This window comes from Mucilaginibacter sp. P4_D1, assembly GCF_056401935.1.
Genome location: NZ_JBFUIJ010000014.1, coordinates 36129 through 51343 on the forward strand (window position 1 = coordinate 36129; position 15215 = coordinate 51343).

Sequence of the window (15215 nt, forward strand, 5' to 3'; positions counted from 1 at the left end):
ACGAATAGAAACAAACTAATTGATATCTGATAACCCTTGTTAAGCAGCAGTTAACAAATATAAAAAGCGATGATACTATCAAACACAACGTTTGTTTATATTCCTATAACACCTGTTTAAATTTCCAGGAACTCTATTTTAATAGAATTTTAAATTGTTTTGTCCATTGTAAAATCGTCAGACTAATGCAAACTGTTATTGATAATCGTATAAGTTTTACCCGGACGCGTAGCTACATCGTACATCCGGGTTTTAGGTAAGTCGGGCAGAAGATTTTTATCACTATTTTTCACTATTGGTGTTTTCAAATCCATTGTTTGGTAAAAGCGGTTTTTATTTATACCACTTGCTGCTGTCAGCAATGTACAATTGATCTGTTGATTAACACGCAGACGGCAGTTTCCGCCGAGTGAGGAATGTATCACCAGTTTGATAATTTTATGGTTAGTCCATTTTATATCTACTTTAAAACCACCTCTTGCCATTAACCCCGATATGCTGCCGTCCTTCCATTCATCAGGCAATGCAGGCAATAGGTAAATTGCACCGTCATGGCTTTGCAAAAGCATTTCTGCTATCCCGGAAGTACAGCCAAAGTTACCATCAATCTGGAAAGGCGGATGAGCGTCAAAAAAATTGGGATAAGTGCCACCAGAGCCCCCGCTTATAGGTTTTATTTGATCCTTAATAAGCTTGTAGGCGTGATTACCATCCAATAAACGTGCCCAAAGATTAATCTTCCAAGCCATAGACCATCCGGTTGATACGTCACCCCGATAATTAAGTGATTTTTTTACAGCAGCAAAAAGTTCCGGTTGTGTAAAAGGAGATATTTGGTTTCCCGGAAACAAGCCATATAGGTGAGAAACGTGGCGATGATGGTCATCCGGACGATCAAGGTCTTCCACCCACTCCTGTAACTGACCATACCTGCCAATTTGCATTGGAGGTAATTGGCTCCGGTAGTTCTCCAGGCTATCTGCAAATACTTTATCAGTATTTAATTCGGCTGCGGCTCTTATAGCATCAGTAAATAAGCCATAAACTAACTGATTATCCATGGTAGCACCGGCGGTGACAGAAATCTGGTTTTTTCCATCGATATATTCGTGTTCGGGCGAAATCGACGGAGACACCAACAGCCAGCCATGTTCCGGATCTTTTTGAAGGGCATCAACATAATACTCAGCCGCCCCTTTAATTATTGGATAATATTGTTTTAAAAACTGCTTATCGCCTGAGTACAAATAATGCTCCCACAGATGTTGGCAAAGCCATGCATTTGACGTTGGCCACAAACCCCAGAAGGCGCCGTCTACAACACCGGTTATACGCCAAATATCAGTATTATGATGTAACATCCATCCACGTGCTCCGTACATTATTTTTGCAGTTGGCTTGCCTGTAACAGACAAATCTCTGATCATATTAAAAAGCGGGGTGCTCAATTCCGCCAACTGGGTTACCTCACTTGGCCAATAATTCATTTCAGTATTAATGTTAATCGTATACTTACTGTCCCACGGGCCTTTAATTTCGCCATTCCAGATCCCCTGTAAATTGGCTGGCTGCGATCCCGGTTGAGATGAACAAATCAACAGATAGCGACCATATTGAAAATACAACTCGGCTAATTGCCTATCATTATTGTTTGAGAAATTTTGGATACGAATGTTTGTAGGCTGTTTTGCGGCGCCATCTACACCAAGATCGAGTTTAACCCTATCAAAATACGAGTGATAATACTTTATATTTTCAGTTAACAATTCATCAAAACCGTGGTCATAGGCCTTGCTTAAAATATTTTCTGCCCGAAGCATTGAATTTGCAGAAACATCGTGATAGTTTACAAAATTGGTGGCCATAGAAAGATATATCACAGCCGTATCTGCATTTGCGATAGTAATGCCCGAAGTATCTGCAACGTTTGTGCCTCCGGAATTTTTGACCCTGGTGAGCACATTAAATTCTATTTGGCCTTTTTGTCCTTCGTGCTCACTGCCCTGCCCGGATAAAACCAATGCTTTTTGGTTATTTATGGTGACTGAAGATTTAAGAGGGCTTTGAAGCTTTAGCTTGCAGTTTATCATGCCTGGCTTATTGGCCGTAAGTTTTACCATGAGCACATTTGCGCCGAACGAGGTATAAAACTCTCTTTTATAGTCAACCCCGTTTAAAGTATACCTTACTGTAGCTGTGGCATTCGCTATATCCAGGTCGCGATAATAATTGCTAACTGTATCTGTTCCGGGAAAGCTGACGTATAAATTACCTGCAAGTTGGTACGGCATGCCGCTATTCCCTTTTGGGCCAAGTTTACTGTTGGCCAATTCTTGTGCTTCTGCGTACTTTTTCTCAGCGAGCAGCCGCCTCACATCATTAATGTATGGCCTTGCACTTGAATCAATTGTTTTATTGGGACCTCCTCCCCATATGGTTGATTCATTGAGCTGAATACGTTCGTTTTGCACATTACCAAACACCATGCCCGCTATATAACCGTTTCCAAGTGGCAGTGCCTCGTTCCAATTTTTAGCGGGTTGATTATACCATAATTTATATCGCCCGGAATTATCGGATACTTTACTTTTTTTAACGGCGTAATTTTTCTGTTGAGCTTGTACCGATAAAAACATCAATAATACCACGGCAAATAAGTACCCTCTTTTATCAACTAATCTTGTCATATACTTTGGTTTGTAATTTGCAATTCGCATTGGATCGCATTATTATCCTGCTATTCTATTGCCTGTTTCAGCAATATCCGCATTTTAACCCCTTGCCGCCTAACTAATGCCTATAATTTTCGGCGGTAAAACTCTTTGATCGCGCCTAATTACGTTGTTTAACAACGTCTCCTGTTAAAAATTCACTACAGACCAGTATGCTTTTTTGCGCTGCCGGTTTTCATCAAACAATAAGGGATAGGCTTTTTTAACCATGCGTGGCGTGTTGCCGCCTGCGGCGGCTCCGCCCATTAGACCCCCGCCTCTCTGGTCAAGCCAGCTGTACCGGTCAGATACATTCCAGAATGTAACGTTTGTTATAAACTTTTTATACTGCCGGAAAATATCGAAAGCCATTTTGTATTGCGCTATTTGTTTGGCTTCCAATTCTGGCGTATAACCAGGGTCAGGTACGGGCGTCGTTGTAGCCCCCGGCGCAGGGTTTGGTTGTGGCAAACGTATGGTAATATCCAATTCGGTAAATTGCACCTTTAAACCTAATGAGGTTACTTCATCCAAAGCTTTACGTAATTCGTCGGGCGATGGTTCATTTAACTTCCAATGCGCCTGCATGCCCACCCCGTCAATCGGCACGTGGTCATCAACCAATTTTTTTAATAATTTATATATCTTCTCCCTTTTTACCGGGTGCTCACTATTATAATCATTATAGTAAAGCTTCGCCTGCGGATCCGCTTCGTGCGCATACCTGAACGCAGCCTCTATAAAGTCGGGACCATTGCATACGTTGTACCAGTTGCTTTTGCGGTATATCTGGGTTGTATCATTGCTGTCATCAACGGCCTCGTTAACCACATCCCAGGCGTAAATTTTACCCTTGTATCTTCCCGCAACAGCAAAAATATGATCCTTCAGGCGTTTTAACAGCAACTCTTTGGTAACAGGCTTTCCATCGGCCCCTTTAAACATCCACGCTGCCTCCTGGTTATGCCAGCATAAGTTATGCCCGCGTATTTTAATATGATGACTCGTGGCAAAATCAACAATATCATCGGCATTTTTCCAATTATAAACATTTTCTGAGGGGTGTATCGGGCCCATCTTCATATCGTTCTCGGCCGTTACACTGTTAAATTCTTTGACAATTAATGCAGAATCAGGGCCATGCAAGGCTGCCGTGTTAACGGCTACACCAATTGGGAAATAGCTTTTATAATAATCTTTTAAACCCTTATTCGGATCATCGGCGGTAGTACCCGCCTTGAATGATGAAGCCACCTGGTGTTTCGGTGTACATTGAACGAGCGACAAAACAATAATGGCAATTGCCGGGAGCAGGAAGCCGCGGTTAGCTTTTTTATTAACAGCAGAAAAATTCATTGGTTATTAGTGGTTTTAATTGGTAGTGGTTAACTTTTATACTTCGCTCAGCATGTTAATGAATCGTGGTTTCCTTAAGCTTGTAACCTAATAATGAAAGCATAGCCTCGCCATATCGTTTGCCTAATAACCTGTACCCTGCTGCATTAAAATGCAGGTGATCGGGAGAACTGGTGCAACCCGCTGATGAAATAACGTATGAGTTGGCAACTGTTTGTGGCAGGGTGGCGATAATTTTATTCATCGCGGCGCAAGCACCTCCCTGGTCGGCATTTACTAACTCGCCTGCAAGTAAAGGCACTTTTTTAGGTTTCAGCTTTAAATCCCTGGTTAAATTATCATAAATCCCTTTTACTTTTTCTGTCCATAGCGTATCATTAGGGTTCGATTCTCCCTGGTGTAACAAAACGCCTTTAATTACGCCATACTTTTGAGCTAACGTGGCCAGTTCTATCAACCTTGCATATGGATTACCGCCATATTCGGCGGCTATACCTTTCATCCAGCCGGGGGCCGTTGCAAGGTATGATTGATAGGTGTCCTTTTCAAAAACCTCGATTTTGGCACCGGCGACAGAAACATTGATAATGCCGATCCGTATCTTTTCAGGAAGATTCGCCACCAAAGTCCGGCCGAAATAATCTGCCGGGGTTAAGCCAGTTGTGCACCGCGCCAATGGCGGTACAGCTGTATACCAATTATCTTTTATCCTGCCTCTGTCGCCGCAATCAACAGCCTGCAATACCTGAAGCCTGTTATCAACAGCGATAGTATCCTGGGCCTCAACTCTTGCATTGCCTTCCATATTTGATTGGCCGAAGCAAATAAATATGTAAAAATTCTTGTCTTGCGAAAAACTTTTGAGGCTTAACAACGTAAGGCATGTTACAACTATCAATCTAAGCTTCATTTTCATAAATAATTTCAATTCTTGAATATCAGGCTTGCAAATTGGTTTAAGGAACGCCTCCAGGATTGCCACTCATGCGCAGTGCCCGGCGATTCGTAAAACACATGTTTAATGCCGGCCTTTTCAAGTGCTTCGTGAAAACCCTTTACCGTGGTTTGCATTCTTTCCGGCTCGGTAGTTCCAACACTTAAATAAAGTACTTTAAGCTTTTTGTTAAAAGCATTGGCATCAGCAAATACACCATTATACATTTTGGTTATATCGGTACCGGGCTGCATAAAGGCCGCGCCGCTAAAACCTCCCACGTAGGCAAACTTATCGATGTTGGTCATGGTAGTTTGTAAAGTTTGAAACCCTCCCATTGAAAGCCCTGCCATAGCGCGGTGATCGCGGTCGGTAAGCGTCCTGAATTTTGCATCAACCATCGGGATAATTTCCTTTACAAGCACATCCGGAAAAACATTACCTGCCATACTCATTCCGCGGGCGTTAGTAGTAACCGGTTGCGTTGGATCTGTAGCATACCCCCTATCCATAACAACTATCATAGGCGTTGCCTGTTTCCCGGCTATGAGATTATCCAATATAAAATTCATTTTACCTTGTGTGGGCCAGCCGGTTTCGTCTTCGCCCGAGCCATGTTGTAAGTAAAGCACCGGAAATCTTTTGTCGGTTTGGGTATCATAACCAGGAGGGGTGTATACATTTGCACGCCTCCATGCCTTTGTTATGTTTGAGTAGTAGTTTACCGAACGCACCTCACCATGAGGCACATCTTTGGTAGTATAAAAATCACCCTTTGGGTCTGGAATATCAATGCCGCTTGCCATTCTTCCCATGCCGTAAAATGTTTGACTTGATGGATCGACCACGGCGACGTCGTCAATTATCAACGAATAGTAGTGAAAGCCTAATACAATCGGATCAGTAGTAACCGTCCAATACCCCGCGGTATCTTTGGTCATTGGATACTTTTTCAACAAGTCAATTTGCACACTTTGCGCTTTCGGGGCCTTTATACGAAAAAAAACTGTATTGTCTGGAAATATCTGCGGGTACTGTACCCCCGGTATATTAGTGGGCGCCGATATACCAGCTTCATTATAAGTATATTGTGGAAAAACTGAGGCATCTACCGGCTTAAAAAGCATTTGTGAAAACATATATAAGCCATTTTTCCAAACCTTAAAGTTATGCACACCCGGCTCAATATAATAGACATGCGGCACGCTTTTTTCTGCCAGGTAATCATGAGTACGTTTGCTAAATGCAATTAGCCCGTCGCTTGATCCGCATGATATCCAAAGCAACTTCAGTTTTCTTTTTGCCTCGTCGGGGTTAGGGACCAGCTCTTCAGGCTTTTTAGTATTGGGGGCCGAGGAAAAGCCACCAACCCATGAAAATACGTCAAGGTTTCCCAAGCCAAAATTTAATGATTGCCCGCCGCCCATAGAAAGGCCGGCCACTGCCCTATGGTCCTTATCTGTATATACACGGTATTTACTATCAATAAAGGGTATCAGATCGGTTAACAAATCTTTTTCAAAAACGGCAAAACCTTGTACTTTATCAGGTGCCATGATGTTTCCTGTCGCACGGTCGTCCTTTAAAGCCCTTCCGTTCGGTAACACAACTATCATGGGCACAATTTTGCCTTCGGCATATAGATTATCCAATATAACCTGGGGGCTTCCACCGTTATACCATTCTTTTTCATCGCCACCTATGCCATGTAAAAGATACAACACGGGGTATTTTTTACTTTTAGAATATCCGGGAGGTGTGTAAATAAGCGCGCGGCGGGTATTGCCCACAGTTTTTGATTGATAAGTAATGGTATCAATTTTACCATGCGGAATATCTGCACGAAATACATCGAAGCCCGCCCTTGCCTGGTGAACTATATTTTGTGAAAAAACCGGTATGGTAAATAGCAGAACAGCGTATGCCGCAAACAAAACTTGCCTAATATGTTGTAATATACTCATTGTTAATATTGTTGACAGGTAAATAATTTATCAATTGGTTTGTGGTTGTATAAGCTGGTATTTGCCGCTGAGATGCATCAGGCTGAATAAATACAACAAGCCGTCGTAATATGGATCGAAATATCCATCTGTATAAGGTTCGAGTTTAGCGCTCCAAAGAGGCCGCACGAAATCGAATTTTGTATTATCGGCTATCATGAGCGAGGCTGCGGCAGAGGTGGACACCAATCCCAAAGAATGCCGTAATTTTTTGACTCCTCCTGCCGGAAGAACAAAAGCGGGTGTAGATCCATCTGTGTTAAACTGATCCTCAAAATCATTTATCCCCTTCGATCTTAAAAAGTTTTGAAAGCGTTTTGCATAATCCTGCTGCCACTTTTTGTCTTTCCCAAACCACACATAATCCATCGCGATATTCATTGGTACGCGCCAGGAGTCGAAACGAAAAGCCGACGGCATTCGCCTTCCACCGAGTGACTTGCCATTAAAATCGGTATTATCGGGGTTAAGTGCTGTAACGGGGTCACAAGCCCTGTGTAAAAACACTCTCGCAGTATCTGCACAATCCCGGTAAAATTGTTCATGGCCGTCTTTTGCATAAAGCGCCCATACCTCGTAAAATGCAGGCAGATGATAGGACGGATCTGTCCATCCATACCCGGCGCCTTCGGGCACAAAGGAAATTTGCTTAGCCGCCATGTTTATTAAAGGATGAACATTCGCGGCGCCTTCTTTTTTCCACATGGCATCAAGTATCCGCCTGGCCTCCGCATAATAATTAATGCCTGTACTGTTTCCCCACTTATTGGAGGCAAAAAGCAGGTCGGTTACATAGTATAGTTCTCCATCAGATGCAGAACCCTCTGAGTTATGCTTCATGGTTTGCGGATTAATGCTCCAGGCAAAATATCCCTCGCTTGGCCCGTCCTGGTGTTGAAGATACTTTTTTGACCATCTCCATATGCGGTCGAAGACATCTTTTTTATTAAGCTGCACAGCGATCATCATACCATATGAAAGACCCTCTGTCCTGGCATCGTGGTTTTTCACATCAGACACGTAGGCCATTGAATCGCCTACCTCGAAATAAACCTTGTTGGGGCCTTCAAACACATCATGATAAGCCTTGGCCACCTTTATGTTGATATCACCCTTGCTGTATCCTGCTTCATGAAAAAGATCAGGATAAAAACCAGAAGCAACAGCCCCTTTACCTGGCATTTTTTTGGAAGCTTTGTGGTTTTGGCTATTTGCCAAAGCGGGTAGCAAAGCAATCATTACATACAATAACACTAATTTTTGCATACTTAAGTCGTAGTTAAATAAAGATTTTGTCTTACTAATTTTCATATTGGTCAATAACTAAAGTCATCCTACTTGCCGGGAAACCTTATGCTTTTAATAAAGATGCTTTGCGGAACGCCTGCTGGATACTGCACAAAAATGTCATGTTGCCCGGTAACATTTTTAAGTTGTTTGCTGAATGTTTTATAACCACCGTTGCCTGTAGCACTTAGCGGTATTGTAGCTATCAATTTACCGGTCCGAAGATCATCAAGCCATATTTGAAGCGTGCCTTTGCGATTTGACGAAGCAAGTACCTGGACTGAAGACGGCGACTGACTTCCAAGTTCCACACCAGATATCATAAACCATCCGCCATACAAGGATGTATTGGTTACTGTTTTCTCCATCCCTTTATTAACAGTTGCTATCCCATAGTAATTACGATAGCCTGCTGCCTGTAAGGATGAGGCCCCGTCCTTGCAAATAAAACAGTCGAAGTCCGCCGGCTTTCCTTCTGCAAATAACCCTACACTTGTACCTACCCATGAATTATAATTTGGCTGGGTTCCATCAAGTTTAACTGCATTAATTGGCCCGCCTAAAGAAACCCAGGTTTTTCCGTCGCCGCTATAATATCCGGTTAGTTCGTGGCCGTTTCTTTCCAGTTTCAGCCAAACTGTGTTTCCGAAGATGTTCGGCGCGCTCCTACTGGCGGTATCCATAGTAAAAACAATTTTCCTTCCGTTATTGTAACCACTGTAAAGCCTCACCACTACTGCCTGGTTTCCGTTAGTAAGGTAAATGCCAGCCTTGGTAGCGTCATTGGTTGCCCGCAGGTCAACCTTGGTAACAGCGGAATAATAGTGGTCTGTTTCCTTTTGAACAAGATGGGTACGGGCAGAATCGGGCGTAAGCCTTATCCATCCCCTCCGGGCGGTAAGCGAATAAGAGGCCGAAGTTTTTTTGGTGAGGAAATGCCAGTTAAGACTCAATACGCTGCCGTCAAAATAATCAGTCTTTACACTTGTCCATGAAATACCTGATGCTGGCAGGTTCGGTTTCGGAACAGGCAAGGTGGTTGGCGCCATGCCCCATGGCCTGTCGCCCTCCCAGGTTACGGGATAAAGAGAGGTTTGGCGCCCGGTACCAGACCAGTCGTCGCCGTCGTACTTTTCATAGCTTTGCCCTATGGTCCACCACGTTCCATCGGCTAATTGAACGGGAGCCGAAATGTGGTTTGGGCGGCGAAAACCTGCCTTATCATCGGTAACCGGCTTAAAAAAGTTACCCAGCCTCTCCCATTTTGTCGAATCGCCTGTCAATGCTCTTCCTCTTAAAACATATTGTCCGCCGGTAACATCGCCAGCCGGGAAGTAGTAATAATAGCCATTACGTTTACACATTACCGGGCCCTCTGCCCAGCTATATTGTAGCCTGGCGTTTACCCAATCGAGATTTATCACATGATCTGTTAATTGGCCATCCCTGCCCAAGGCTTGTAAACGATTAACTTTTTGCCCGTTTTTTATGACCATGTAAGGTTTTCCGTCATCATCCACAAAAATGGAGTTGTCATAACCAAGATTACCTGTTTCGGGGTTAGACTTTACCTGTACAGGAGCAGACCATGGCCCCTTAGGCGAACTTGCCTTACAAAACCACTGCCCGCCAGCCGAAAAGTAGATCCAGTAGGAGCCGTAAAAGTAGGTTATAGCACCCTGCCAGATACCCACTGAAGGCCTATCGGTAACCCAGGCTGCTTTGGGTGATGGCAGCACCCTGCTTATTACCTCCCAATGAACAAGGTCTTTTGAGTGATAAATGGGCAGGTAGGGGTTAAAATGAAAGGAAGAGCCGCAATGATAAAAATCATCTCCTACCTTAAGTAAGGTGGGGTCCGGGTGATCGCCAGGTAATATAGGGTTCACATAGGTGTTAACTGTTTGATAAAACCGAGAGGAATCTGGTATTTTTTCCTGGCCGTTTACCAACAAAACGGAGCGCGTGAAGATGAAGATAAGGCCCGTAAGCCGGATTAATTGGTGCATAATATTTGATAATTCCGATTGTGCCCGGCGCGTTTTAAATTGAAGTGTTGGTTTACAGAATGGTTGTTCATCTGGCGATTTAAGCATTCAACGTTGTGAAACCAACATTTGTTAAATCAACTCTGACCAAAAGTATTTTGAAAACAGAACTTGATGTGCCACAAATGTTGAATTAATCAACACTTTGGTTGAAATAAGTACGCTTTTACGACACCTATGCCTTAATCAGGCAAGGCAACAGCAAAACTCTAAATCATTTGATTGCTTAATATCCATTTCTGCATTGGAAAGTAAATTGTGATACCGAAGGTTTATCAGCAATAAACGGCGGCCTCAAGTTGCTACAAATTAAGAGGCTTTACCTCGATGTTTTACGTTACAAATTCAAATATGCAAGTAAATATTGCACCGGGCATTCAGGTTAAAATCGCTATTTTTTTATTTATGCAATCGATTGCTTTTTATTAATTTATAGTTTATATTTACGTTGTGTGATTTTCACCAAACACTTGTTTGAAGTTGCACCGTTATAAACCTCCTATTTTTGAAAATGAAATTATTAGTACATCATCTGCGGATAAAGCGGGATGCTGTACAAATTTTTTAAACAGTACCGGAATGTTAAATTGCCTATTACAACTTAAGCGAGCTGCGGTTACACGATTATTCTTAATTGTATTCACAGTATCAATCCTTATCACTAATCAATGCCAGGGGCAGTCTTTACGATTTACTGTACTTACATCTCACGATGGTTTGCTGTCAAACACGATTAATGCAATCATTAAGGATCGTTATGGTTTTTTGTGGTTTGCAACGGCGGATGGGCTGGACAGATTTGACGGTTTAGAACATAAGCCGTATCGCTTTGACCCTGCGGATAAATCGGGCTTTCGCTCCAGGGAAGTTACAAGTATGTACGAGGATGAGGCGGGGCAGTTTTGGGTAGGTACCATGGGGGGCGGCCTATATTACTTTGACCGTTCTCGAGATCAGTTCCGAAATTACAAGGAGAGTTCTGCATCCGGACATCTTGCAAACAGCTACATCAAATCTATCTACGGTGATACGCACGGCCGGCTTTGGATTGGTATGCTAGGAGGCCTGTGCGTGCTTGACCCTAAAACAAAAAAAGAGGTATTTTACAAAACCGATGAGCAAAAACCAGGACAGCTACATTCGGGTGTTATATTATCCATCTTTCAGGACAGTCAGCGCCGGATGTGGATAGGGACAGGTAAAGGCCTTTATCTTTATAATGAACCATCAAACAGCTTCATTGCCTTTATGCACAAAAAAGACAACCCCGCAAGTATACCGGGTGAGGCGATAAATACCATAGCCGAATTTCAGCATAAATTATGGATAGGGACTGACAATGGCTTAAGCACCCTATCGGCAGATTTAAAAACCTTTACAAGTTTCAAATACAGCCCTGATGATGATAGTACCCTTAGCGGTAACCTTATATATAGCATTGCTGCGGATGGCCATAAAATTTGGGTAGGTACCGAAGGCGGTTTGGATATCTTAGATCCAATAACCGGAAAGGTAAAACGTTACAATCATGACGATAGGGATAAATACAGCGTAAGCAGTAAATCCATCCGTTGTATTTATAAGGACCCCGATGGAATTTACTGGCTTGGCACTTACCAGGGTGGTGTGGATAAGTACGACAAAAACCTTACTTTATTTAATTCAAAGCAAAACAATGCTTATGATCCTGCCGGGTTAAGCGCGCCATTTGTTTCGTCATTTGCCGAGAATAAGGACGGGGACCTGTTTGTTGGCACAGATGGCGGAGGCTTGAATCTTTTTCATGTCAAGAGCGGCTTGTTCAGTCATATTTCTATTAAATCAAAAACAAGCAGCAACTCGGCCGGGCTTCCTATACTAACCATGATGCTCGACCGCAATCAACAACTCTGGATAGGCACGTTTCAGGATGGTTTGTTCATTTACGATACAAAAACAGGCGCGTACCAACAGTTAAATGCAGGAAATGATAATGCACACATAAACCACAACGAAATTTTTTGTTTAAAGGAAGACAGTAAAGGCCGGGTATGGATAGGGACCAATGGTGGCGGCGTTAATGTATTTGACCCTGGCACAAAAACCTTTTTTAAATATACGTCAGCTCCTGCAACTGCCGGCGAACGTAATTTGCCTGTAAATGGTTATATCAGAGCTATTGAAGAGGACCGCGACGGAAACATTTGGATTGGCACCTATGGCAGTGGAATAGCAGTCTTAAATCCCGCAACTCAAAAGTTCAGGGTGTATAATAATAAGATTACCGGAATGGCTATTGATCGCACTTTTTCGCTGTTGCAGGACCATAAGGGCAACATGTGGATTGGCACTGCCGGAGATGGGCTATTTTGCTTTAACCTCGACCATAAAAAATTTGTCAATTACTCGGCCCCAAACGAATTGCCAGATGGCGTTGTACATAAACTACTGGAGGACTACAGCGGCAACATATGGTTAAGCACTGATAAGGGAATATGCAGGTTTAACGCAGTATCTAAAAAGTTCACTCATTATTCCACCTACAATGGCCTACAAAACGATGCGTTCATCGACGGATCGGGCCTCCGGACAACCAAGGGCCTGCTTTTCTTTGGCGGGGCCAAAGGCTTTAATTATATTGACCCGCAGCAGGATGTAAAACTTAACAACAATACTCCCCCGGTATTTTTAACCAGCCTTAAAATTAACAATAACGTTGTGTTATCCGGCAGCCACTCACCGCTTAAACAGGATATTTCGGTAGCAACCCAAATTGACCTGGATTATAAAGAAAACTTTTCAATCAGTTATTCTGCCATTAATTACACGCTTCCCCAGCAGAGCAGGTATGCCTATATGCTTAAATCGTTCAATAAAAACTGGAATTATGTAGGTTCGGCTACAACGGCGTATTACACCAATTTAGATCCTGGCGAATACCTGTTTGTTGTGCGGGCTTGCAATAACGATGGGATATGGAATAATTCAGGCGCCCAAATTCGTATTATAATTCATCCACCAATATGGATGACTTGGTACGCCTATTTGTTATACGCCCTGATGGCCTCGGGCTCGTTATTGTACATCCGTCACAGAGGGATAAAGAAATTAAAAGGAAAACTGGCGCTGGAACAGGAAAGAAGGGAAGCAGAGCGATTGCATGAACTTGATGAGCTTAAAATTAAATTTCTTACTAACCTCAGCCATGAGTTCCGCACACCAATCTCGCTTATCATGGCACCTGCAGATAAGCTGTTGGCAGAACATAAGGATGAACAAACCACAGGCCAATTGGCCGTGATACGGCGCAATGCGCGGCGCTTGTTGAATTTGGTTAACCAGCTTTTAGATTTCCGCAAGTTAGAAGAACAAGAATTAAAGCTTAACCTCACCGAAGGCGAAATATTTTCATTTGTAAGCGATGTTGTAGATTCCTTTCATGACCTGTCAGAATCGCGAAGCATCACCTTTAATTTTAAGGCGCCCGTCGAAAAGTTGTTCGTTCGATTTGACCACGATAAGGTAGAGCGCATTTTATTTAACCTGCTCTCCAACGCATTTAAATTTACACCACCCGGTGGGGCGGTTTCTGTTGATGTTATTCAGCACCCTACGCCGCACATTGATAAAACTGCTTTGGAATTTAAAATAAGTGACACCGGTATTGGCATCAACCCGGACAGAAAACACCTGATATTTAAACGGTTTTACCAGGCAGGAGAAACTAACGCCGCAAACGTAAATCCGGGAAGCGGAATCGGTTTGTCAATTACTAAAGAGTTTGTTGAAATGCACGGCGGCACCATTACTGTTGAAAGCGAATTAGGAAGAGGTTCTGACTTCAGCGTGAGGATCCCTCTTGAAGTTTTTGCTGAGCGGTCAATACAAGTTCAACTTGCTGGTAAAACAGATATTAAGGAAAAAGAGCTCCGTACAAAAAGAAATATTGCGCAGGCAATTACAGACATGCCGTTACTGCTTATCGTGGAAGATAATGATGAGTTTCGCTTTTACATTAAAGACCATTTAATGGCGCAATATAAAATTGTTGAAGCTTCAAATGGTGCAGAGGGTTGGGATAAGGCACTATCATGCCATCCTGATTTGATCATTAGCGATATAACCATGCCATTTATGAATGGCATTACGCTGAGCAGAAAGATAAAAGCCGATAAACGTACCAGCCACATTCCGTTTATAATGCTTACTGCCTGCACACGCGAAGATGAGCAGTTAAGAGGGCTTGAATCGGGAGCAAATGATTACCTGACCAAACCCTTTAATTTTGAAATTTTGAATGTCAAAATTAAAAATCTGTTGCAGCTTAATACCATGCTTAAAAACACCTACAAAAAGCAATTGACGGTCATTCACCCCGATATAGCGGTTGAATCGGGCAGGGAGAAATTTTTAAACAAGGTGATCAATTACATAGATAACAACTTAAATAACCCGAAATTTTCTGTTGTGGACCTTAGCGAACATTTGGCAATGAGCCGGGGAGCACTTTACACAAAAATATTTGAGCTTACCGGGCTTCCCCCCGTTGAATTTATCCGCTCATATAAGCTTGACCGTGCTGCAATACTGCTTCTAAAGAGCGATCTGACAGTTACTCAAATAGCCTATGAAGCAGGCTTTGCGACACCACATTATTTCTCCCGGTCATTTAAAGAAAAGTTTAACATGTTGCCATCCGATTACAGAAAGGCAGAAAATAACAGCGTATTGGTGTAGAACAGAATCCCGTTTATTATTGAAAACATCAACCCGTGCCCGTAAAATTCACGCGGCTCCTTTTTGAACGAAAATGCATAAAAAGAGAGCGCAGCTTGTAGATTTTTCGGACATAGGTTGATTACTAACACAGCGTGTAAACATATTTATCTCAATATGT

7 protein-coding genes are annotated in these 15215 nt (G+C 42.8%); 1 reads left to right on the forward strand and 6 read right to left on the reverse strand.

All coding sequences use genetic code 11. The features are described 5' to 3' along the window. Positions 1-182: 182 nt before the first annotated feature. From AC1DV1_RS14370 to AC1DV1_RS14395, 6 genes are all read right to left on the reverse strand, one after another. Entirely contained in the window at positions 183-2687 is a 2505-nt protein-coding gene (locus AC1DV1_RS14370; protein WP_477360288.1) for a glycoside hydrolase family 95 protein, read from the reverse strand. Positions 2688-2861: 174 nt separating this feature from the next. Beyond that, on the reverse strand, positions 2862-4067 hold the full coding sequence (locus AC1DV1_RS14375) for an endo-1,4-beta-xylanase (RefSeq protein ID WP_477360290.1): 1206 nt from the start codon (positions 4065-4067) through the stop codon (positions 2862-2864). Between the two features lie 55 nt (positions 4068-4122). Continuing rightward, positions 4123-4977, reverse strand: a complete 855-nt coding sequence (locus AC1DV1_RS14380; RefSeq protein ID WP_477360293.1) for a sialate O-acetylesterase — start codon at positions 4975-4977, stop codon at positions 4123-4125. Positions 4978-4991: 14 nt separating this feature from the next. Next, entirely contained in the window at positions 4992-6965 is a 1974-nt protein-coding gene (locus AC1DV1_RS14385) for an alpha/beta hydrolase (RefSeq protein WP_477360295.1), read from the reverse strand. Between the two features lie 30 nt (positions 6966-6995). Beyond that, positions 6996-8270: a family 8 glycosyl hydrolase gene (locus AC1DV1_RS14390; protein ID WP_477360297.1), complete on the reverse strand. Its 1275-nt coding sequence runs from the start codon at positions 8268-8270 to the stop codon at positions 6996-6998. A 68-nt stretch (positions 8271-8338) separates the two neighbouring features. Further along, positions 8339-10300, reverse strand: a complete 1962-nt coding sequence (locus AC1DV1_RS14395; RefSeq protein ID WP_477360299.1) for a family 43 glycosylhydrolase — start codon at positions 10298-10300, stop codon at positions 8339-8341. 756 nt (positions 10301-11056) lie between these two features. Here AC1DV1_RS14395 and AC1DV1_RS14400 point away from each other — a divergent pair. Beyond that, positions 11057-15055, forward strand: coding sequence for a hybrid sensor histidine kinase/response regulator transcription factor (locus tag AC1DV1_RS14400; RefSeq protein ID WP_477360301.1), 3999 nt, complete (start codon positions 11057-11059; stop codon positions 15053-15055). Positions 15056-15215 lie beyond the last annotated feature (160 nt).